Origin of the sequence: Bradyrhizobium sp. dw_78 (genome assembly GCF_018449525.1) — a bacterium.
In the GTDB taxonomy this organism is placed as follows: domain Bacteria; phylum Pseudomonadota; class Alphaproteobacteria; order Rhizobiales; family Xanthobacteraceae; genus Bradyrhizobium.
On record NZ_JAAVUS010000006.1, the window covers coordinates 289,029 to 310,797 of the forward strand.

The 21,769-nt window shown below is 63.8% G+C and carries 16 protein-coding genes; 11 read left to right on the forward strand and 5 right to left on the reverse strand.

Annotated features, from left to right (window positions below; all coding sequences use genetic code 11):
• Positions 1 to 295: 295 nt before the first annotated feature.
• The 5 genes from HB630_RS17725 to HB630_RS17745 all read left to right on the forward strand — a co-directional run bounded on the left by HB630_RS17725 (position 296) and on the right by HB630_RS17745 (position 7,636).
• The gene (locus HB630_RS17725) at positions 296 to 2,980 is read left to right on the forward strand and encodes an EAL domain-containing protein (protein ID WP_213773555.1); all 2,685 of its coding nucleotides are present in this window, start codon (positions 296 to 298) and stop codon (positions 2,978 to 2,980) included.
• Positions 2,981 to 3,085: 105 nt separating this feature from the next.
• Entirely contained in the window at positions 3,086 to 4,597 is a 1,512-nt protein-coding gene (locus HB630_RS17730) for a glycerol-3-phosphate dehydrogenase (RefSeq protein WP_213773556.1), read from the forward strand.
• A 131-nt stretch (positions 4,598 to 4,728) separates the two neighbouring features.
• Positions 4,729 to 5,910 carry an ABC transporter ATP-binding protein gene (locus HB630_RS17735; RefSeq protein ID WP_213773557.1) on the forward strand — a complete coding sequence of 394 codons (1,182 nt, stop codon included), beginning with the start codon at positions 4,729 to 4,731 and terminating at the stop codon, positions 5,908 to 5,910.
• Positions 5,907 to 6,821 carry an ABC transporter permease gene (locus HB630_RS17740; RefSeq protein WP_213773558.1) on the forward strand — a complete coding sequence of 305 codons (915 nt, stop codon included), beginning with the start codon at positions 5,907 to 5,909 and terminating at the stop codon, positions 6,819 to 6,821. The genes HB630_RS17735 and HB630_RS17740 overlap by 4 nt, the downstream gene beginning before the upstream one ends.
• On the forward strand, positions 6,821 to 7,636 hold the full coding sequence (locus tag HB630_RS17745; protein WP_213773559.1) for an ABC transporter permease: 816 nt from the start codon (positions 6,821 to 6,823) through the stop codon (positions 7,634 to 7,636). Before HB630_RS17740 ends, HB630_RS17745 begins: the two co-directional genes overlap by 1 nt.
• Positions 7,637 to 7,750: 114 nt before the next feature.
• Here the strand turns inward: HB630_RS17745 and HB630_RS17750 are convergent, their stop codons facing one another.
• Positions 7,751 to 9,700 carry an AsmA family protein gene (locus HB630_RS17750; protein WP_213773652.1) on the reverse strand — a complete coding sequence of 650 codons (1,950 nt, stop codon included), beginning with the start codon at positions 9,698 to 9,700 and terminating at the stop codon, positions 7,751 to 7,753.
• A gap of 287 nt (positions 9,701 to 9,987) precedes the next feature.
• Here HB630_RS17750 and HB630_RS17755 point away from each other — a divergent pair, with 287 nt between their 5' ends.
• Both HB630_RS17755 and HB630_RS17760 read left to right on the forward strand, forming a co-directional pair.
• Positions 9,988 to 10,722 carry a CoA transferase subunit A gene (locus tag HB630_RS17755; RefSeq protein WP_213773560.1) on the forward strand — a complete coding sequence of 245 codons (735 nt, stop codon included), beginning with the start codon at positions 9,988 to 9,990 and terminating at the stop codon, positions 10,720 to 10,722.
• Positions 10,722 to 11,372: a 3-oxoacid CoA-transferase subunit B gene (locus HB630_RS17760; RefSeq protein WP_213773561.1), complete on the forward strand. Its 651-nt coding sequence runs from the start codon at positions 10,722 to 10,724 to the stop codon at positions 11,370 to 11,372. The genes HB630_RS17755 and HB630_RS17760 overlap by 1 nt, the downstream gene beginning before the upstream one ends.
• 122 nt (positions 11,373 to 11,494) lie before the next feature.
• Here HB630_RS17760 and HB630_RS17765 read toward each other — a convergent pair whose 3' ends face one another.
• The 3 genes from HB630_RS17765 to HB630_RS17775 form a co-directional block, all read right to left on the reverse strand.
• The gene (locus HB630_RS17765) at positions 11,495 to 12,862 is read right to left on the reverse strand and encodes an MFS transporter (protein ID WP_213773562.1); all 1,368 of its coding nucleotides are present in this window, start codon (positions 12,860 to 12,862) and stop codon (positions 11,495 to 11,497) included.
• A 96-nt stretch (positions 12,863 to 12,958) separates the two neighbouring features.
• A complete protein-coding gene (locus tag HB630_RS17770) occupies positions 12,959 to 14,488 on the reverse strand; it encodes an aldehyde dehydrogenase (protein WP_213773563.1) in 1,530 nt (509 codons plus the stop codon).
• Complete coding sequence (locus HB630_RS17775) at positions 14,485 to 15,135, reverse strand: GntR family transcriptional regulator (protein ID WP_213773564.1); 651 nt, start codon at positions 15,133 to 15,135, stop codon at positions 14,485 to 14,487. Before HB630_RS17775 ends, HB630_RS17770 begins: the two co-directional genes overlap by 4 nt.
• A 172-nt stretch (positions 15,136 to 15,307) precedes the next feature.
• Here HB630_RS17775 and HB630_RS17780 point away from each other — a divergent pair, with 172 nt between their 5' ends.
• Entirely contained in the window at positions 15,308 to 16,099 is a 792-nt protein-coding gene (locus tag HB630_RS17780; protein ID WP_213773565.1) for an alpha/beta fold hydrolase, read from the forward strand.
• A 41-nt stretch (positions 16,100 to 16,140) separates the two neighbouring features.
• Here HB630_RS17780 and HB630_RS17785 read toward each other — a convergent pair whose 3' ends face one another.
• Positions 16,141 to 16,503: a hypothetical protein gene (locus HB630_RS17785; RefSeq protein WP_213773566.1), complete on the reverse strand. Its 363-nt coding sequence runs from the start codon at positions 16,501 to 16,503 to the stop codon at positions 16,141 to 16,143.
• A gap of 224 nt (positions 16,504 to 16,727) precedes the next feature.
• Between HB630_RS17785 and HB630_RS17790 the strand changes: the two genes are divergently transcribed.
• From HB630_RS17790 to HB630_RS17800, 3 genes are read left to right on the forward strand one after another with little or no spacing between them, the layout of a single operon-like run.
• Positions 16,728 to 17,135 carry a FixH family protein gene (locus HB630_RS17790; protein ID WP_213773567.1) on the forward strand — a complete coding sequence of 136 codons (408 nt, stop codon included), beginning with the start codon at positions 16,728 to 16,730 and terminating at the stop codon, positions 17,133 to 17,135.
• Positions 17,132 to 18,559: an efflux RND transporter periplasmic adaptor subunit gene (locus HB630_RS17795; RefSeq protein WP_213773568.1), complete on the forward strand. Its 1,428-nt coding sequence runs from the start codon at positions 17,132 to 17,134 to the stop codon at positions 18,557 to 18,559. Before HB630_RS17790 ends, HB630_RS17795 begins: the two co-directional genes overlap by 4 nt.
• Positions 18,556 to 21,750 (forward strand): CusA/CzcA family heavy metal efflux RND transporter, encoded by a 3,195-nt coding sequence (locus tag HB630_RS17800; protein WP_213773569.1) that lies wholly within the window; start codon positions 18,556 to 18,558, stop codon positions 21,748 to 21,750. The genes HB630_RS17795 and HB630_RS17800 overlap by 4 nt, the downstream gene beginning before the upstream one ends.
• Positions 21,751 to 21,769 lie beyond the last annotated feature (19 nt).

The following is a 21,769-nucleotide window of genomic DNA, read 5'->3' on the forward strand; positions in this document are numbered from 1 at the left end:
GGATTGTTGGCCACTTGGCGGCGTTTTGACGCCCTCCGTCGTGCCTTCGTTGGGTCGGCGCGTGCCCGGCGTCAATAGCATTTCACATACTATCGCGTTGTTTGCGATGATCTTTCGAGCGGCCCGGCGATCTGCCCTCAGGCGGTTTGCCTTAGCCGAAGCCGTTAGCAATTCATTAGTCATGTCGGAGTAATTGCCGTAATTTAAGCTACATTTTGAAGTTGCAGGGGTACGCGTTTACCCGATCCAAACCCGTGAAGCCAGACACTCCGGCATAGAAATCCGCGAGTGACTAATGGCTGATAAGGATTGGCAGGCAAGCGGCAAGGCTCTGGTTCCCGCGCGGGCCGTCTTTTGCCTGATCGGCCTTGTTTTGCCGTTCGGCGCCGCCCGGGGCGCGCCCGATGACTTTGCACCGCAAAGCTATATCGGCTCGGCCGCTCCCGAGGTGGTCTGGGAGCTGGCCATCGGCAGCATCGTCGTCTGTGCCTTCCTCGCCGCCGTCGCGTTGTGGATCCTCTCGGCGCTGCGCAGGGCGCAACGTTTGCAACTGCGCAGAAACGCCTTTGTCAGCTCCGCCCTGAACAATCTCAGCCAGGGCGTGGTGATGACGGATTCGCAGAACCGGATCGTGTTCTGCAACGACCGCTATCTCGAAATCTACGGCCTGTCGCGCTCGGATATCGTCAAGGGCATGACCGGGCGGGAACTGACGGCGCTGCGGCGCAGCCGCGGCCTGCTCGACGTCAGCGCGGAGGAATTCTACGCCAATGTCCACACGCCGGAAGGTGTCGTCACCGGCCTGCCCGGCGGGCGGTCGGTTCTGGTCAGGTATTTCGTCTTGCCAAACGGCGGATCGGTCGGGACGCATGAGGATTGCAGCGAACAGCGCAAGCTTTCCCGGCAGTTGGCGAAGACCAAGCAGTTTCTGGAATCGGTGCTCGACAATGTGCCGGTATGCGTGTCCGTCACCAGCATCGACGATGGCCGTTATATCTTCGCCAACCGCGTCTTCGAGCGCTTCTCCGGATTGTCCCGCGACGAGATTGTCGGCAAACGGGCCGATGAGATATTCCCGCCGGCTACGGCTGCGAGCATTGCCGAAGAAGACAGGGCGGCGCTTAATTCGCGGGAGGGCCAGAGTCACGGCGAGTTCGTCGTCGAGCACGACCAGCAGAAGCGCATTCTCGCCTTCAACCGCGTCGTCGCGCGCGACCAGAACAACCGGCCGGAATTCCTGATTACGCTCCTCGACGACGTTACTGAGCGCCAATCGCTTTCCAGGGAGCTTGAAAACGCCAAGAAGTTCCTGGAATTGGTCGTCGACAATATTCCGGTCTCGCTGATCGTCCAGCGCGTCAGCGACGGACAATATCTGCTCGCCAATCGCAGCGCCGAGGCCATCCTCAACCGGCGGCGCGAGGATGCCACCGGATTGACGGCTGCGGATATCTTCAATTCGAGAGAGGCGAAGCTGATCGTTGCGCGTGACGAGGCGGCGATCAAGAAGCGCGGCCTGCTTACCGAAGAGCACCCGATCAGCACCAGGGAAGGTTTGCGTCTGTTCCTGACGCGGCGCATGACCGTGCTCGATGAATCCGGCGAGCCGCAATATCTGATCAAGACCCATGAGGACGTCACCGACCGGCGCCAGACCGAGTCGCGGATGGCGCATATGGCCTATCATGACGGCTTGACGGATCTGCCGAACCGCGCGGCCTTCCTCCAGGCGCTAGCGCAAATGATCGAGGCTTGCGCCGGCTCGGACGAGGAATTCGCGGTGTTGTGCGTCGATCTCGACGGCCTGAAGGAGATCAACGACGTGTTTGGTCACGCGGTCGGCGACAAATTGCTGATCGAAGTCGCGCGCCGCATCCAGGCTTCGGCGCGCGGCGGCGTTGTCGCCCGGCTCAGCGGCGACGAATTCGGCCTGATCATCGACGGCAAGCAGCCCGCAGCCGGATGGGCATTGGCGGAGCAGCTTGCCGAAGCGATGTCGAACGAGTTTGTCATCGACGGCAAATCGGTTCGCACCGGCCTGACCACCGGCATATCGATATTTCCACACAATGGTTCGGATGCCGCCGCCTTGCTCGCTAACGCCAGTGCCGCGCTGTTTCGCGCCAAGGCGAAATCGCGCGGCTCGATCGGCGTCTATGAGCCGGAGATGGACCAGCAGATTCGCGATCGCCGCGTGCTGCATCAGGATCTGTCGCTCGCGATCAAGAACGGCGAGCTGTCGCTGTATTATCAGCCGCAGGCGGTCGCACGGCATACCGTTGCCGAAAGCGAAGTCATCGGCTTCGAGGCGCTGGCACGCTGGCTCCATCCGGTGCGGGGCTTTGTTCCGCCGAGCGATTTCATCCCGCTCGCGGAAGAAAGCGGCTTGATCGTCGAGATGGGCGAATGGATCCTGCGTCAGGCCTGCCGAGAGGCGGCGTCGTGGCCGGCGCCGCTCCAGGTCGCGGTCAACCTGTCGCCGGCGCAGTTCATGCATGGCGATGTGGTGGGGTTGGTGCATGCGATTCTGCTCGAAACCGGCCTTGCGCCGGGCCGGCTGGAGCTGGAAATCACCGAGGGCGTGCTGATCGAGGACTTCGACCGCGGTCTGGCGCTGTTGCGGCGGCTGAAGGCGCTCGGCGTGCGCGTCTCCATGGACGATTTCGGCAGCGGCTATTCCTCGCTGAGCTATCTGCAGGCGTTTCCGTTCGACAAGATCAAGATCGACCGCGCCTTCGTCATGAATCTCGGGCGAAATCCGCAGTCGGCCTCGATCGTCCGCGCCGTGATCGGTCTTGGACACGGTCTCGGCATGTCGATCGTCGCCGAGGGCGTGGAAACCCTCGAGCAACTCGGCTTCCTCGCCGATGAAGGTTGCGACGCGGTGCAGGGCTATTTCATCGGCAAGCCGGCGCCGATCGGCCAGTACATGGCGCTGGTCGGTCCCGGCCTGGTGGGATCGGTGCGCAAGACCGGGTAGGGCATCAGCTCCCGGTCAAAACAGCAGCGAAGCTTCATCTCTGTTTGACGCGTTCTGTTCACGCCGGCCTAGCCCCGTCGCACGAAAACGCGATAGAGCTTGCGGATGGCTGAATACGATCTCGCGGTCATCGGCGGCGGCTTGAACGGCGTTAGCGTTGCGCGCGATGCCGCCGGACGCGGCTTGAGGGTTGTTCTGCTCGAACAGGGCGATCTCGGTGCCGCCGCGTCGTCGGCGACGCCGCGATTGATCCACGGTGATCTTTCGGCGCTGGAACGCCGGGGATTGTTTCGCGTGCGCGCGGCGCTGGCCGAGCGCGAAGTCTGGCTGCGGATCGCACCGCATCTGGTGCGCCCGGTGCGGTTCGTGATTCCCGACCATTCCGATGAGCGTCCGTCCTGGCTGCTGCGATCGGGGCTCCTGCTGTATGACTGGCTGGCGCCCCGCGCCGGGCTGCCGGCCTCGCAGACGATCGATGTCACGCATCATCCGGTCGGCAACGCGCTGAAGCGGCCGTTCGGCACCGCGTTCGAATATTCCGATTGTCTGGTCGACGATTCGCGGCTGGTGATCGCGATCGCCGCCGATGCGGCCGAGCGCGGCGCCGATATTCGCACCGGCGCACGCTGCGTTCGCGCCGAGCGATCCGGGATCTGGCGGCTCGTTGTGATCGATCGCGGCCATCGCCGGGTGATCACGGCGAGGGCGCTGGTCAACGCCAGCGGCGCCTGGACCGCTTCGGTCATGGAGACCGTGCTGCGGATGAAACCGCCAAAACTCAGCGTGAGCCGGATCAGCCAGATCGTCGTCCGGCGACTGTTCGATCCCGAGATCGTCTATGTGTTCCAGAATAGCGACCGGCGGTTGATCTTTGCCAGCCCCTATGGGCGCGATTTCACGCTGATCGGCACCGCGGGCCACGCCTTCAGGGGCGATCCGGCCATCGTGTCGATGGCCGTCGGCGAGGTGGCCTATCTCTGCGATGCGGCCAACCGCTATTTTCGCGAACGGATCGATCCCTCCGATGTCATCCGGACGGTCTCCGGCGCCAACGCCGTGACAGATCCCGCAAGCAGGAGCGCGAAGCGGGACGGCACGGTGAGGTTCGATGCCAGGCGCGGCAAGGCGCCGCTGCTGACGATGTTCGGCGGCGATGTCACGACCTCGCGGCTGCGTGCGGAGCGGGCGGTGGCCCGGCTCGCGCCGTTCTATCCGATGTCGCCGCGCTGGACTGCGACGGCGGCGCTGCCCGGAGGCGATTTCGAATGTTCGCAGTTCGAAGCTCAGGTCGATGCGGCATGCGAGCGCTGGCGTTTTCTGAGCGAAGCACAGGCCCGGCGGCTGGTCGCCGCCTACGGCTCGCGTCTCGATATAGTTCTCGGCCATGCCAAAAGCCGCGCCGACCTCGGTCCGGCCTTTGGGCTGGAGCTTTCGGGCGCGGAAGTGTGCTATCTCATGGCAAAAGAATGGGCACGCTTCCCGGATGATATTTTGTCGCGGCGTTCGAAGCTCGGCTTGACGATGTCGCCCGGAGATCGCGAAGCGCTGGCGGCGTTCATGGCGGCATGCTCCCAAGGCAGTATAGATAGCTGCGAACCCGCAACGCGGGCCGGTTGAGCCGGTTCGGATCAATCGTTAGGGCATGATCTCCGTGCAAACGCGTTCCGCGTTTGCAGCGAGGGAAAACCGGTTTCCACTTTTCCGGATCATGCTCTAGCGTAGACCGGACATGGGGCCGGCCGAGGAATATGGCAGAGCAATTATCGCAACCCGATCCGCAGCCTGTCGCGGAATCGGCAACACCTGAACCGGTAACCGTGGCTGCCGATCCGCCGCTGTTGCGCATCGACGGCGTGGTGAAGACGTTCGGCGCGGTGCGCGCGGTCGACCGCTTGTCGCTCGATATCGGGGCCGGGGAGTTTTTCGCGCTGCTCGGCCCGAGCGGTTGCGGCAAGACCACGCTGCTCAGGATGCTTGCCGGTTTCGAGACGCCGGACCAGGGCCGCATCCTGCTGGACGGAAAGGACATCGCGCAAATGTTGCCGCACCAGCGCCCGGTCAACATGATGTTCCAGAACTATGCGCTGTTTCCACATTTGTCGGTGCGCGACAATATCGCGTTCGGGCTGAAGCGCGCGCGCATGCCGGGATCCGAGATCGCCGCCCGTGTCGCGGAGATGGTGGCGCTGGTCAGGCTCGAAGGCCTGGAGAAACGCAAGCCCGACCAGCTTTCCGGCGGCCAGAGGCAGCGCGTGGCGCTGGCGCGTTCGCTGGCGCGCCGGCCGCGGGTCCTGCTGCTCGACGAGCCGTTGGCCGCGCTCGACAAGAAGCTGCGCGAAAGCACGCAGGCGGAATTGATGGAGTTGCAGCGCCGCCTCGGCATGACCTTCATCGTCGTCACCCATGACCAGGACGAGGCGATGACGATGGCCGACCACATCGGCGTGATGGATCAGGGGCGTCTCGAACAGGTCGCGACGCCGCGCCAGCTTTATGAAGCACCGCGTTCACGCTGGGTCGCGGAGTTCGTCGGCGACGTCAATCTGTTCGAAGGCGAGCCCCGGCCCGATGAAGCGGGACGGATCGCGGTTGCGACGCGCGATGCCGGAACGATCTTTGCGGCGGAGCCGCCTGATACCCTGACGAAAACGAAAGTCTGCGTCGCGGTCCGTCCCGAAAAGGTCAAGCTGTCGCGTCGCGGTCCGGCCCTGGATGCGGGCCACGCGCATGCCGTCAACCGGCTGGAAGGCGTCGTGACCGAGGTCAGCTATCTCGGCGGCCTCACCGTCTACAAGGTGAAGCTCGACAGCGGCGCGGTGCTGCGCTCGTCGATGGCCAACACGGCGCGGCTTGAGACGGAAGCCTATAGCGTGGCCCAGCGCGTGGTCGCATGGTTTGCGCCCGACGATTGCGTGGTGCTGGAGCAATGAGCGCCCGCCGCATCTTCGCGCGCCCGGCCCGTTTCGCGGCGATCGCGCCTTATCTGTGGATGGTGCTGTTTTTTCTGGTGCCGTTCGGTTTCGTGCTGAAGATCAGCCTGTCGCAGACGGTCATCGCGCAGCCGCCCTATAGCCCGGTTTTCGATCTGAGTGAGGGCTTTGCGGCGATCCGGGCGGCGCTCGCGGCGCTGTCGCTGGACAATTTCAGGCTTCTCGTCTCGGACGATCTGTATGTCCTGTCCTATCTGCGCAGTCTCGTCGTCGCCGCAGTCTCGACCTCGATCCTTCTTGTCATCGGCTACCCCATCGCCTACGGCATGGCGAGGTTGCCGCGGCGCTGGCAGAGCGTGGCGATGGTGCTGGTGATCGTTCCGTTCTGGACCTCGTTCCTGATCCGCATCTATGCCTGGATCAACATCCTGCAGCATGACGGCCTGCTCAACAGGATCCTGCTCGCGCTGCATCTGGTCTCGGCGCCGGTGGTGTGGCTGTCCACCGACAGCGCGATGTATCTCGGTATCGTCTATTCCTATTTGCCGTTCATGGTCCTGCCGCTTTACGCGACGCTCGCCAAAATGGAGCCGGCGCTGGAGGAGGCGGCCAGCGATCTCGGCGCTTCGCCGCGCCTTGTGTTCTGGCTGGTGACGTTTCCGCTGTCGCTACCCGGCGTCGCCGCCGGCATCCTGCTATGTTTTATTCCGATCGTCGGCGAATTCGTCATTCCCGATCTGCTGGCGGGCTCGGATTCCCTGATGATCGGCCAGACGTTGTGGCTGGAATTCTTCACCAACAAGGACTGGCCAGTGGCTTCCGCCGCCGCGGTGCTGTTGCTGGTGCTGTTGTTGGTGCCGCTGTTGTTCTACGAACGGCTGCAACGCCGCCAGTTGGAAGGCGGCCGGTGATGGCAAGCAACCTGAACAGACTGTCGCGCTTCAATCTCGCTTCGCTCGCGCTTGGGTTGGCGTTTCTGTACCTGCCGATCGTGATCCTGGTGATCTATTCGTTCAACGCCTCGCGGCTGGTGACGGTGTGGGGCGGCTGGTCGCTGCGCTGGTACACAGAATTTTTCAACGACCGCGCCATGCTGGACGCCGCCTGGATGAGTTGCCGCGTCGCGCTGGCTTCCGCCACGCTGGCGACACTGCTGGGCACGCTGGCCGCGGTGGGGCTGTCGCGCGGCGAGCGTTTCAAGGGCCGCATGCTGTTCTCGGGAATGCTCTATGCGCCGCTGGTGATGCCCGAGATCATCACCGGCCTGTCGCTGCTGCTGCTGTTCGTGGCGCTGAACGCCGAGCGCGGCTTCTGGACCGTGACGTTCGCTCATACCACGCTGACCATCTGTTTCGTCGCGGTGGTGGTGCAGTCGCGCCTCGGCGCGCTCGACCGCAGCCTGGAGGAAGCAGCGATGGATCTCGGTTGCAGCCCGGCGCGTGCCTTTGCCGCGGTGACGCTGCCGCTGATCGTGCCTGCGATCGCCGCGGGCTGGATGCTGGCCCTCACATTGTCATTGGACGATCTCGTGATCGCGAGCTTCACCACCGGACCCGGTTCGGAGACGCTGCCTATCCGGATCTATTCGGAAGTGCGGCTGGGCGTGAAGCCCGAGATCAACGCCATCTGCACTCTGGTGATCGGGTTGATCGCGATGGTGATTGTCGTGGCGTCGTTTGCCTCGAAGCTTTCGAGTACACGCGGCGAGAGCGCCGCGCCGCTGTAGGACGAACAGCCGCGCTGTGTCACCGCGCCGATATATGCGCAGCAGAGGCTCTCATAGCGTTTTCGAGCGAAGTGGATTCCGGTTCGCGTGAAGAAAACGCGTCAAAACAAGAATCTAGTTCGATTTCACGCTCTCGGCTGTGGCCGGTGCGCTGGCGGGAGCGGGATCCGGCGTGGCCGATTTCTGTCCGCCGCCGGTAAAGTGCTCGAGCGCGGAACGCACCGCGTCGCGCGTCTTGGGATCCTTGACCGCATCGAGCAGAGGCCCGGTCACCGGCGAGCGCTTGATCAGGCTGACCGGATCGGCCGGAAAGATCAGCGGGTCTTCCCACGGCCCCTGGACCACGAAGGGCAGATCGAATTCCGGCGTGGTGTTCGGCGCCGAGACCAGGCTGGCGATGCCTTTCAGGTCGTATTCGCGGGACGGCACCGAGGCGGTTCCGGTCAGGGTCAGCCGGGTCGCAGGCCCCTCGATGCGGATGTCGTCCGCGGTGGCGACGCCGTCGCTGAATTTCACCGCGATGTTCAGGTTGTCGTAGGGCGTCGAACCGCTGCGGAAGTTGCCTGCGCCGGACAGCGGCCGGCGCTCCAGCCGCCGCAGCAATTGCTCGACGTTGAATCCGTTGATCGCGCCGTCATGACCGGTCAGCGTGGCGGTGCCGTCGAGCGACTGCGCCAGCCCGAACGGGCTCGAGCCCGACGCCACCAGCGAGACGCTGAGATTGCCGCGGCCGGACAGCTTGTTGATGCCGAACAATTCGGCGGCGCAGGATTGCAGATCGACATCGGTAAGCTGGAATTCGGCCTTGACGTCGGCGATGGCGTCGGAACGCGCGATCCCGAACGAGCCCTTGGCGATCCCGCCATAAACCTGCGCCTCGGCTACGCTCAGCGCCAACGTGCCGCCGCGCAAATTGGCGCCGAGCGCCGTGCGCCCGAGCCTCGACGAACCGACCGTCACCCGCGCTGCCGATAGCCGCATGTCGAGATCGGTGGCCGACAGCGAATTCAAATCGAACAATTGCCGGTTCCAGTCGCGCGCGCCGCTGGCGAGCAGGCGGACGGTCGAGACATAGGGCGTGAAGTCCAGCGCGCCGGCGGCCAGCGTCGCCTGCAGCGTCTGCCGGCCGTTATTGGTGTAGGTCATGACGCCTTCGGCGACATTGCCGTCGAGTTCGACATTGACATTGGTCAGCGCGATCGAGGCGCCGACCACATTGGCACGCGCCTTCAGCGCGAAACGGCCGAACCCGCCGGCGCCCGGCGGCGCTTGGCCGGTCCAGCGCAACGCATTGCGCAGCGACGCGCTATCGACGGTCAGCGTGCCTTCCATCATCATGCTGGTGCGGTCGGCGACGGTGCCGTCGAAAGCCAGTTTCAGCGGCGCGCTGGTCAGCCGCGCCTTCAGGCCCGAGCGGTCGCCGGACAGGGCGGCAACGAAATCGCTGATGCTGATGGAGCCGTCGACGCGCTCGCCGCGCCAGTCGAACTGTCCGGTCGCGGCAAAAGAGCGCGAGATCGACGGCCAGGCGAGCGACAGGTCGATGTCGTCGAGGCCCTCCTTGAGGTGATTGGAAATGTCCTCATAGCCGAGCACGCCGTCCTGGATCCTGATTTCCGAGAACGACACCTGGTTGTCGGCGCCGGGCTTCATGGCGCGCGCAATGGTCTCGATGAACGGCGTCCAGTTGCTTTCGCCATTGGCGTTGCGCACGACGTGGATATGCGGGCGCAACATCATGACGTCGGCGATCTCGAACCGCTGCAGCAGCAACGGCAACAGCCGCAAATTCGCGGTCAGGACGTCGACGGCGAGCGCCGGGTCGGCGGTGCCGCCGCCCTTGAGCCCGACGTCATGAAACGAGACGTAGCTGGCGGGAAAAACCGAGACGTCGATATTGCCCTTCACGACCAGATCGAGGCCGGTCACGGCCCGGATCTGGGCCTCCACCGCCTGTTTCAGGGCATCCCGGTTAAGAAACCAGGACATCGCGACCAGGCCGACCAGCGCCAGGCCGAGAAACGCCGCTATCGGCATTCCCAGGCGCTTCATTCCTTGGGCCATCGTCAATGACATATCCTGATCGGGGCCGACGTCGTCGGGGCGTTGTTGAAAGGAAGGGCAGAGCGCCTGCCGAACTCGGATTTACCCGGGTTCGATAAATGACGTTGTCCGGATCGGCAACAGCCGACCTGGACGGGCGCTGCCGATCCCCGCAACTTGCGGGGTTTTCTTGACGCTTTCAAGGCCATAGCGGTGTTCCGAACCGCTCCTTTGGGAAAACACCCTGTCATTGACGCGTTGCGAAGATTCCGCCTAATAATCCATTCCTTTCCACCGGGTCGCATGCCATGAACAAGGTCTATCCAGACGCCAAATCGGCACTCGAAGGCATATTGAAGGACGGCATGATGATCATGTCGGGCGGGTTTGGCCTGTGCGGCATCGCCGAGACCCTGTCGGACGCGCTCCGCGATTCCGGCGTGAAAAACCTGACCGTCGTCTCCAATAATGCCGGTGTCGACGGTATCGGGCTGAGCCGGCTGCTGGAGACACGGCAGATCAAGAAAATGATCTCGTCCTATGTCGGCGAGAACAAGCTGTTCGCGCAGCAATATCTCGCCGGTGAACTGGAACTCGAATTCAACCCGCAGGGCACACTGGCCGAGCGGATCCGCGCCGGCGGCGCCGGTATCCCGGCCTTCTACACCAAGACCGGGGTCGGCACCCTGATCGCCGAAGGCAAGGAAGTGAAGGAATTCGACGGCGAGAAATACCTGATGGAGCGCGGCCTGTTCGCCGACCTTGCCATCGTCCATGCCTGGATGGGCGATACCGCCGGCAATCTCGTCTATCGCAAGACTGCGCGTAACTTCAACCCGATGATGGCGACCGCGGCGAAGGTCACGGTCGCGGAAGTCGAGCACCTGGTGCCGGCGGGTCAGCTCGATCCCGACCATATCCACACGCCCGGCATTTTCGTGAAGCGCATCATCGAGGTCGGCACCGGCAAGAAACGCATCGAATTCCGCAACACCCGCCCGCGCCCTGCCGGCGCTGCGGCCGCAACGGGAGAAGAAGTCTGATGGCCTGGACCCGTGAACAGATGGCGGCCCGCGCCGCCAAGGAATTGCGCGACGGCTACTACGTCAATCTCGGCATCGGCATTCCGACGCTGGTTTCGAACTACATTCCCGATGGCATGGACGTTAACCTCCAGAGCGAGAACGGCATGCTCGGCATGGGGCCGTTTCCCTACGAGGGCGAGGAAGACCCCGACCTGATCAACGCCGGCAAGCAGACGGTGAGCGAACTGCCGACCACCAGCTATTTCTCCAGCGCGGATTCGTTCGGCATGGTGCGCGGGGGACATATCGATCTGTCGATCCTCGGCGCGATGCAGGTGGCGCAGAACGGCGATCTGGCCAACTGGATGATCCCCGGCAAGATGGTCAAGGGCATGGGCGGCGCCATGGATCTGGTCGCCGGCGTCAAGCGCGTCGTGGTGGTGATGGAGCATTCCGCCAAGGACGGCGCAAAACTGCTGAAGAACTGCAATCTGCCGCTGACCGGCGAGAAGGTGGTCGATATGGTGGTAACCGATCTCGCGGTCTTCACCATCGACAAGCACGGAAAGGACGGCATGGCGCTGATCGAACTCGCCGACGGCGTCACGCTGGATGAGGTGAAGTCGAAGACCGAAGCCGAATTCCGGGTCGCGCTGAAAAACGCCTAGGTTTACTTCCCGACGTCATTCCGGGGCACGCGAAGCGTGAACTCTGATGTGCAATTGCACATCAGAGAATCTCGAGATTCCGGGTCTGGTCCTTCGGACTATCCCGGAATGACGGGTTTCTTTCACGAAACCTGCTTCACCAGCGCCGGCGCGGTTTCCTCGCCCTTGAGCTCTTCCAGGCTGCGATGCCGCGGCTCGATGCCGAAGGCCCAGACCGCGACGATTTGTACGACCAATAGTCCGATCATCAGCGCCATCACGCCGGCGACGCCGTGGGCTTCGAACAGCGTCACCACCATGAACGGCGTGACGATGGTGGCGCCGCGGCCCAGCGTGTTGACGATGCCGGAAGCGCGCAACCTCACCTCGGTCGGGAACAGTTCGGGGATGTAGACGCCGAACAGGAGCGCGACCAGCACATAGATCGGCACGGTCAGGGCGAAGCCGACGACGGGCAGCATCACCGGATCGGAGATCATCGGATAGATGATGCCGAGGATAACCGCGATCAGCGAAGCGCCGATGATGGTGGGCTTGCGGCCCCAGCGGTCCGCCGTCAACGCGCCGATTCCCGAGCCGATCGGCGCGCCCAGCGCCATCAGCAGCGAATAGCCGAACGAGGTCGCGATGCTCAGGCCCTGCTTGATGAAGAACACCGGCAGCCAGGTCACGAAGCCATAGAGCAGCGTGTTGATCGTGATCAGGCAGACCGAGCCGACGATCATGCGCGACAGCAGCGGCTGTGTGAACAGCGTGCCGACATCGCCGGATACTTTCATGGCCGATGCGGCGGCGGGCGCCGGCAACGGCCGGCCCTGCGATGCCTCGGCTTCGATCGATTGCATCAGCGCCTCTGCCTCTTCGGTGCGGCCGACTGCCTCGAGCCAGCGCGGCGATTCCGGCAGTTTCTTGCGCAGATACCACACCACCAGCGCGCCGATGCCGCCCAGTACGAACATCGCGCGCCAGCCGAAGGCCGGAACGATGATGGAAGCGACCAGCAATGCCGCCGGCAATCCTGTCACCACGCACACTGCCATCAAGCCGAGCCATTTGCCGCGGGTCTGCGCCGGCACGAATTCGGTCAGGGTCGAATAGCCGACCACGTTTTCGGCGCCGAGGCCAAATCCCATCACGAAGCGGCAGGCGATCAGGAACATCATGTTGGGCGCGAACGCTGCCGCCAGCGACGCCAGCCCGAACATCAAAAGATTGAACTGATAGGTAAACCGCCGTCCGTAGCGGTCGCCGAGAAAGCCGGTGGCGAACGAGCCCAGCATCATTCCGACGAAGGTGGCCGATACAAAGACCGCGTTTTGCTGCAGCGTGGAGAAACCGGTCTTCAACGTCACGCCGAGCACCGTGCCGGCGAGATAGATGTCGAAACCATCGAAGAACATTCCAATGCCGATCAAGAGCATGATGCGGCGGTGGAATGGTCCGACCGGGAGCCGATCGAGACGGCCGCCGGCGTTGACTGACGTAACCATGTGCGTTTCCCCTTATCGTTGTTTTAGTGAAAGTGGCTGTCGGTCTTCTGGCGGACCTGATTCAGCCGGTCGTTATTCGTTCCAGTTCGACCGGTCTCAGTTCAATCGTCGTTGTGTCGCCGTGTCGCGGTACCAGTCGAACGGCTGATCGTGGGTCGCGACCATCACGCTCTTGGTGTTGAAATGGTCGTCGAAACTCTCGGTGCCGAATTCGCGTCCGATGCCGGAATCGTCGACGCCGCCCCAGGGCGAGGCCGGATCGAGGCGGTGATGATCGTTGATCCAGACGATGCCGGCTTTCACCGCGGCCGCCACCCGATGCGCGCGCGACACGTCGCGGGTCCGGATCGCGGCGGCGAGCCCGAACGGCGAATCATTGGCGAGCCGCAGCGCATCGGCCTCGTCCTTGAACGGCGTGACTGACGTGAAGGGGCCGAACACTTCTTCCTGGAAGATGCGCATGTCGGATTTCACGTCCGCAAACACCGTCGGCTCGACGAAGTAACCATTTTCATGCCCCGGCACCTTTGCCGCCACGCCGCCGGTCACCAGCCGCGCCCCGTCCTCGTGGCCGAACCTCGAATAGGTCAGCACGCGGTCGCGCTGCCGCGCCGAGATCACCGGCCCGAGCTGGGTTGCGGGATCGAACGGGTCGCCGATGCGGATGCTCTGCGTCTTCGCCTTCAGCCGCTCGACGAACTCGTCATAGATCGTGGCCTGCACGATATGGCGCGAGGCGCAGACGCAGGTCTGTCCCGCGCCGATGAAGGCGCCGAACGCGGCATAATTGACGGCGCGTTCGATATCGTAGTCGTCGAACACCATCACCGGCGTCTTGCCGCCGAGCTCCATGGTCTGATGTGCGAACACTTTAGCCGCCGCGCCTCCGGCGATACGGCCGGCCTCGGTGCCGCCGGTCAGCACCAGCTTGTTGATGTCGGGATGTTCGGCCAGCATCTTGCCGGCGCTTTGGCCGAGGCCGAGCACGATGTTGAAGACGCCGGGCGGCAGTCCCGCCTCAGTGAAGATCTGCGCCAGCTTCAGCGTGGTCAGCGGCGTGTATTCCGAGGGCTTGACCACGGTGACGCAGCCGGTCGCCAGCACCGCGGCCAGTGATTTGCACATGATCATCAGCGGATGATTGAACGGCGTGCAATTGGCGACGATGCCGATCGGGGTGCGCAGGGTGTAGTTCAGATACGAGCCTTCGACCGGGATGACCGAGTCGCGGCGCGACAGCGCGAGGCCTGCAAAATAGCGGAAGAAGTCCGGCAGCCGCGACAGCTGCGCCCGTGTCTCGTTGACCGGGCGGCCGTTGTTGAGCGTCTCCAGCCGGTACAGCGTGTCGAGATTGGCCTCGAACGCGTCCGCCAGCCGGTTGACCAGCCGGGCGCGGGCGCGAATATCCAGGCCGCCCCACGCCTTGCCTTCGAACGCGGCGCGCGCGCTTTTCATGGCGCGGTCGATATCTTCCGAGGTCGAATTCGGAATCCGCGCGATCACGTCGCCGGTCGCGGGATTGCGGACATCCAGCATCTCGCCGTTGCCGGCCTCGACCTCGCGGCCGTCGATGAAATTGCCGTGGACCTCGACAGTGGTCGTGGTTGGTTTGGCGGAAATGTTCATGCGTCTCTCCCTTCGACAATCACGGCGTTGCGTTTCAGCGCCGGAAGCACGCGCTTCACGGTTTGGGCGACATGCGCCTTGATGATGCGGGTTGCGGTTCGGGCATCGCGGCGCTGCATCGCCTCGATCAGGGCGGCATGTTCGGCCACTAGCTGCGCCGGATCACGGCCCTTCACATTGGCGAGGCTGACCCGGACCAGGCGATCGGCCTGTCCGATCAGGTCGCACAGCGAAACCGCCATGCGGCGGTTGCCCGAGGCGTGCGCCAGCGCAAAGTGGAAGGCGCGGTTGTAGGCGATGAAGGCCTCGTGATCGCCCGAGAACAAACGGAATTCATCCAGCGCCTTCAGGACGTCGTCGCCTGCGTTCTCGACCGCCGCCGCGACGCATGCGGGCTCCAGCACGAGGCGGAATTGCAGGAGATCGCGGGCGTCCGACAGCGAAATCGGATTGACCCGGTAGCCCTGGCGCGGCTGCACCGTGACCAGATGCTCGCGTTCCAGCCGCAACAACGCCTCGCGCACCGGCTGGCGGCTCACGGCATAGCGCTGGGCGAGATCCTGTTCGCGCATATCATCACCGGGTGCCAAGCGGCATGTCAGAATATCAGAGCGCAGGTTTTCGTAGACATTATCGCGCAATAGCATCGATTTCTTCCCGAATATTGACCATATTCTTGCAGTCGTGAAATATCACGTCAAGTAGCAAAGGCTTGAATTGCTCTGGTTTTGATCTATCAAGAAGGCCGACGAAGCGCCCCTTGAAGCTTCCTTTGGGGCCGCCGGGGGGCGCCCGGGACGAACGCGAAAGAGGAACGCGATGGATCGACTTTTCGCCGGCGATACGGTCAATGCGGCGCAATTGGGCGATGGCCCGCCGCTGTTCCTGTTTCACTCGCTGCTGTCGGATCGTGCGAGTTTCGACGCCATCGTTCCGCGATTGTCGCAGTCGTTTCGGGTATTCGTCCCGGAATTACCTGGCTTCGGCCGGTCGAGCGCGGTTGCCGGCGATCTCGGCGCGGTCGCTGACCGGATGGCCGAGTTCGTAAAGGAGGCTGCCGGAGGGAAAGAGACTACCGTGCTCGGCAACGGCTATGGCGGGTTCGTCGCGCTGCAAATGGCCATTCGCCATCCGGCTATCGCCGACAGGCTTGTCCTTGCCGATTGCGGCGCGGCGTTCTCGGAGCCGGGCCGCGACGCCTTTCGCAACATGGCGGCGGCATCGAAAGCCAAGGGGCTCCCCGCAATTACCGATGTCGCCATGCGAAGGTTGTTCGCGCCGGAATTCCAGGCGCAGCATCCCGAGCTGATGCGCGATCGCCGCGAGGCGTTTCTGAACACCGATCCGGAAGTATTCCGCGCCGCCTGCCACGCATTGGCCGGTCTCGATCTGCGGCCCGAACTTGCAAAGGTGAAGGTACCGGTTCTGGTGTTGGTCGGCGAATATGACGAGGCGACTCCGCCGCCGATGTCTGACGAACTGACTGCCGGTCTGCCGCGGGCGCGTCTGATGATCGTTCCGGGTTGCGCGCACGTTCCGCAACTGCAATCGCCTGAACTTTTCTTGGAAACGATCGGCGACTTCCTGAAGGCATCGGTTGTTGCGGTCTGATAGCGTTCAGGAAATCGGCGCGACGATCGATCACGGCGTCGTTAATCCGGCCGCACTATCAATCCGGGCCGTTCTGTGGGATTTTGCGGCGTGACCCGCCAAATCACCATACGCCGGCTGCTCGTGATCTTGATGATTGCAGGGCTGGTGCTGGCTCCGCTGTCCCGGCCCAGGATAGCCGGCGCGATGTCGGATACCAATACCCCGATGGCGGATGCGTCGATGTCAGCGATGGCGGACGAGGCGATGGCTGGCGATATGTCCGGGGCGAATATGTCGGCGCCGGCCATGACCGGCGAGATGGCAAGCGACATGCCGTGCTGTCCGTCGAAGGCGCCAATGCCGATCGGTTGCGATAAATGTGTGTTCATGGCGGCCTGCTCGGCGCAATGCTTCTCCGGCATGACGGTGGCTTTGTTCCAGCCGCCTTTCGCGGTCTCTGCCCGGCTTGCGCGTCCGCGCGATGATTCCTGGCGCAACGGCCTGGGCCGTCCGCCGCCCGAATACCCTCCTCGAACTCTGGTCTGATCGGCGTTCCGGCGCCGGTTGCTGCCGCGTGGCCTCAAAGCCGCGCGGGTAGACGCATGCCGCGTGTTGCGGCGACCCCAGACATCAGAGGATTTTAACAATGAAGACGTCTCGTTATGCGCGTGCCTTTCAGGCCGCGTTGATCGGCATTGCCGTGGCCGGACCGGTCACCATCGCGCGGGCCGATATCAAGGACTACAAGTTCGAACTGGTCGATCAGACCGTCCAGGCCGGGCCGGACAAGGTCATCACCGTAAGATTGATGAACACCAGGACCGGCAAGCCGGTCCCGGACGCCATTATCGTCGCGACCCGTCTCGACATGGCGCCTGAAGGCATGCAGGAGATGGCCACCAGGATCGCGCCGGTGCCGGGCGGAGAGGCCGGTACCTACAGGTTCAAGGCCACGTTCGGGATGGCGGGGCGTTGGCAACTCTCGCTGGGCGCGAAGGTCCAGGGCGAGACCGGCACGGTCGAAAACAAGCTCGTTATCACGGCGCAGAAATGAACCGCGCCATCCTTGCAAGCGCCGCCGTCGCCGCGTTGATCGCGGCGGCGGGAGGCGGTTTTGCCATCGGTCGCGCCCCGCGGCCGATGGCAGATCTCATCGGGGCGGGCGTCATTGGGTTGGTCACTTCCGCGGCGGCGGAAGATGGTCCTGCGCCGGTCTATTACCAGGATCCGGACGGCAAGCCGCTTTATTCAGCGACACCGAAGAAGACGCCGGATGGCCGCGACTATCGCGCCGTAGGCACTGAGGTCGACGCAATGGCGCCGGAGACGATGCCGTCCGCAGCCCCAGCCGGCGGCACCACGGCGGCGCGCCGGATCAAATACTACCGCAATCCGATGGGCTTGCCGGATACGTCGCCGGTGCCGAAGAAAGATTCGATGGGGATGGACTACATCCCGGTATTCGAAGGCGACGATCCAGACGACGGCTCGGTCAGGCTGTCGCCCGGCAAGATCCAGCGCACCGGCGTCCAATCCGAACCCGCGGCGCGGCGGGTGATCCGGACCACAATCCGCGCGCCCGGTACGATTCAGCTCGACGAGCGGCGTGTTTCGGTGATTTCGATGCGTTCGGAAAGCTGGGTGCAGAAGGTCGCCGACGTCACCACGGGCGCGCGGGTCACGAAGGGCCAGCCGCTGATGGAAATCTACAGCCCGGCAATATCGTCGGCTGCCGCGGAATACATCTCGACGATCGTTTCCAAAACAACCGCCGGCGAGGCGTTGTATGGACGCGGCTCGCGCCAGCGGGTGATGAATCTCGACGTCCCCGAGCCCGTGATCGCGGCAATGGAAAAGAGCCACGAGGTTCCGATCGCGATTCAATGGTCTGCGCCGCGCGACGGTATCGTGCTGGAACGCAACGCCATCGAGGGTATGCGGGCGCAGCCCGGCGATGTGCTGTTTCGCGTCGCCGACATTTCCGTCCTCTGGGCGATGGTCGATGTCGCCGAGCGCGATCTCGGCGCCGTCGCCGTCGGCCAGCCGGTCGTGGTGAAGGCACGCAGTTTTCCGGGGCGCGAGTTCTTAGGGAAAATCACCGTGGTGTATCCGCAGCTCAACCGCGACACCCGCACCGCCCGCGTCCGGATCGAGCTTGCGAATACCGATCTCGCCTTGCTGCCGGACATGTATGTCGATGCCGTGATCGACACCGGCGATCCGGAGCCGGTGCTGGCCGTTCCCGCCAGCGCCGTGCTTGATACCGGCAGCAACCAGGCCGTATTTGTCGACAAGGGCGAGGGCCGGTTCGAGCCGCGCGACGTCAAGCTGGGCCATCGCGGCAACGGCTATGTCGAAGTTCGGGAGGGTGTTGCCGAGGGCGAGCCGGTGGTGGTTTCCGCCAACTTCCTGATCGATGCCGAAAGCAATCTGAACGCGGCGCTCAAGGGATTTTCGGATGCGGGAGGCCAGCCATGATCGCCCGCCTCATCGCCTGGTCGGCGCGCAACCTGTTGCTGGTGCTGTTCGGCGCCGGCTTCGCCGCGGCGGCCGGCATCTATGCGCTGGTGCATCTGCCGCTCGACGCCATTCCGGATCTCTCCGACACCCAGGTGATCGTCTATACCGAGTATCCGGGCCAGGCCCCGCAGGTGATCGAGGACCAGGTCACCTATCCCTTGACGACCGCGATGCTGACGGTGCCGCGATCGAAAGTGGTGCGCGGGTTTTCATTCTTCGGCGTTTCCTTTGTCTACGTCATCTTCGAGGACGGCACCGACATCTATTGGGCGCGTTCGCGCGTGCTGGAATTTCTCAATGGCGCGACGTCGCGGCTGCCTGCGGGCGTGACGCCCACGATCGGCCCGGACGCGACCGGCGTCGGCTGGGTCTATCAATACGCGGTGATGTCGAAGCAGTTGAATCTCGCCGATACGCGCACCATCCAGGACTGGAATCTCAAATTCGCGCTCGCCAGGGCCGAAGGGGTGGCGGAGGTGGCGAGCGTTGGCGGCTTCGTCAAGCAGTACAATGTGATTCTCGATCCGCAGCGCATGCGCGATCTCGGCATCACCCTGCAGAAGATGCGCGATGCGATCCGCGCCAGCAATACCGATGTCGGCGGCCGCACGGTCGAACTCTCGGAGTTCGAATATGTCATCCGCGGCAAGGGCTACTTGAAGGACATCAACGACCTCGGCAACATCGTGCTGAAGGCCAACAACGGCACGCCGGTGCTGTTGCGCGACGTCGCCCGTGTCGAGCTCGGCCCCGACGAACGGCGCGGTATCACCGAGCTCAACGGCGAGGGCGAAGTCGCCAGCGGCATCGTGCTGCAACGCTTCGGCGTCAACGCGCTCGATGTCATCGAAAACGTCAAGAAGCGCTTCAAGGAGATCGCCAGCAGCCTGCCGAAGTCGGTCGAGATCGTGCCGGTCTATGACCGCTCGAACCTGATCAACGCCGCGATCGGCACGCTCAAGCACACACTGTTCGAGGAGAGCATCGTGGTTGCGCTGGTCTGCATCGTGTTCCTGCTGCACTTCCGCAGCGCGCTGGTCGCGATCTTCATGCTGCCGGTCGGCGTGCTGATGGCGTTCGGCGCGATGAAGCTGCTCGGGCTCGGCTCCAACATCATGAGCCTCGGCGGGATTGCGATCGCGATCGGCGCGATGGTCGATGCGGCGATCGTGATGATCGAGAACGCCCACAAGCATCTTGAACGGGCGGAGCCGGGGAGGCCGCGCGTCGACATCCTCGTCGACGCCGCTTCCGAAGTGGGGCCGGCGCTGTTCTTCAGCCTGCTGGTCATCACCGTATCCTTCATGCCGATCTTCACGCTGGAATCGCAGGAGGGGCGGTTGTTCAGTCCGCTGGCCTTCACCAAGACCTTTTCGATGGCGGCCGCCGCTCTGTTGTCGGTGACGCTGGTGCCGGCGCTGATGGTGATCTTTGTCCGTGGCCGGATCGTTTCGGAACACAGCAATCCCATCAACCGCGCCCTGATCTGGATCTACCGGCCCGTCATCAAGGCGGTGATGCGCGCCAAGACGCTGGTGATCACGCTGTCGCTCGCCGTGCTCGCGGTGACCATCTGGCCCGCGCGCCAGCTCGGCAGCGAGTTCATGCCGAACTTGAACGAGGGCACGCTGCTCTTCATGCCGACGACCTTGCCCGGCATCTCCGTCACCAGGGCCGGCGAGCTGTTGCAAATGCAGGACAGGATCATCCACTCGTTTCCGGAGGTGGCCTCGGTATACGGCAAGGCCGGCCGCGCCGAGACCGCGACCGATCCGGCGCCGTCGGAGATGTTCGAGACCATCGTCAACCTCAAACCGAAAGAGCAATGGCGTCCCGGCGTCACGGTCGACGGCCTGATCGCGGAAATGGACAAGGCGCTCCAGTTTCCCGGTGTGTCGAATGCCTGGACCATGCCGATCAGGGCGCGGATCGACATGCTGTCGACCGGCATCCGGACGCCGGTCGGGGTGAAGGTGATCGGCACCGATCTGGTCGAGATGGACAAGCTCGCCAAGCAGATCGAGCAGGTTCTGAAGGCGGTGCCGGGGACGTCCTCGGCCTATGCCGAACGCGGCATCGGCGGTTACTATCTCGACATTACGCCGGATCGCGAAGCGCTGGCGCGTTACGGCATCGCGGTCCAGGACGTGCAGGACGTGATCGGGACCGCGCTCGGCGGCCAGACGGTGACCACGACGGTCGAAGGCCGGCAGCGTTTCAGCGTCAACATGCGCTATCCCCGTGACTTGCGGGACAATGCCCAGGCCATCGCCGATGACGTGCTGGTGCCGATGCCGGCCGGCGGCGCGGTGCCGCTCGGCGAAGTGGCCACCGTCGCGCCGGCGCGCGGCCCGACCTCGATCCGGACCGAGAACGGACAATTGGCGACCTATATCTATGTCGACATCCGCGACCGCGATCTCGGCGGCTATGTCGCCGACGCGCAGCGCGCCGTGCAGGCCAGCATCCAGTTCCCGCCGGGCTATTATGTCATCTGGAGCGGCCAGTACGAATATCTCGAACGTGCGACGGCGCGGCTGAAGATCGTCGTGCCGGTCACGCTGCTGATCATCTTCCTGCTGCTGTATCTGAACTTCCGCTCGATCACCGAGACCCTGATCGTCATGCTGTCGCTGCCGTTCGCGCTCGTCGGCGGGCTCTGGCTGATGTGGGCGCTCGGCTTCAACCTGTCGGTTGCGGTCGCCGTCGGTTTCATCGCCCTTGCCGGGGTCGCCGCCGAGACCGGCGTGGTGATGCTGATTTACCTCAATCAGGCGCTGGCGGAGATCAAGGCGCTGCGCGACATCGAGGGGCGGGCGCTGACGCGAAACGATCTTTACGATGCCGTGATGGAAGGCGCGGTCGAACGCGTGCGTCCGAAGATGATGACGGTGGTCGCCATCATGGCGGGGTTGCTGCCGATCATGTGGAGCACCGGCACCGGCTCCGAAATCATGCAGCGCATCGCGGTGCCGATGATCGGCGGCATGATCTCTTCGACCGCGCTGACGTTGATCGTGATCCCGGCGATCTTCGGTCTGGTCAAGGGAATCGGCCTGCCGAACCAACACGGTTTCGACGGCCAGCCTCCGTTAGCTGCGGGCGCGCCGGTCAAGCAACCGCAACGCGTTCCGGAGCCTGCCGAATGAGGTATGTGCATTGTCGCGC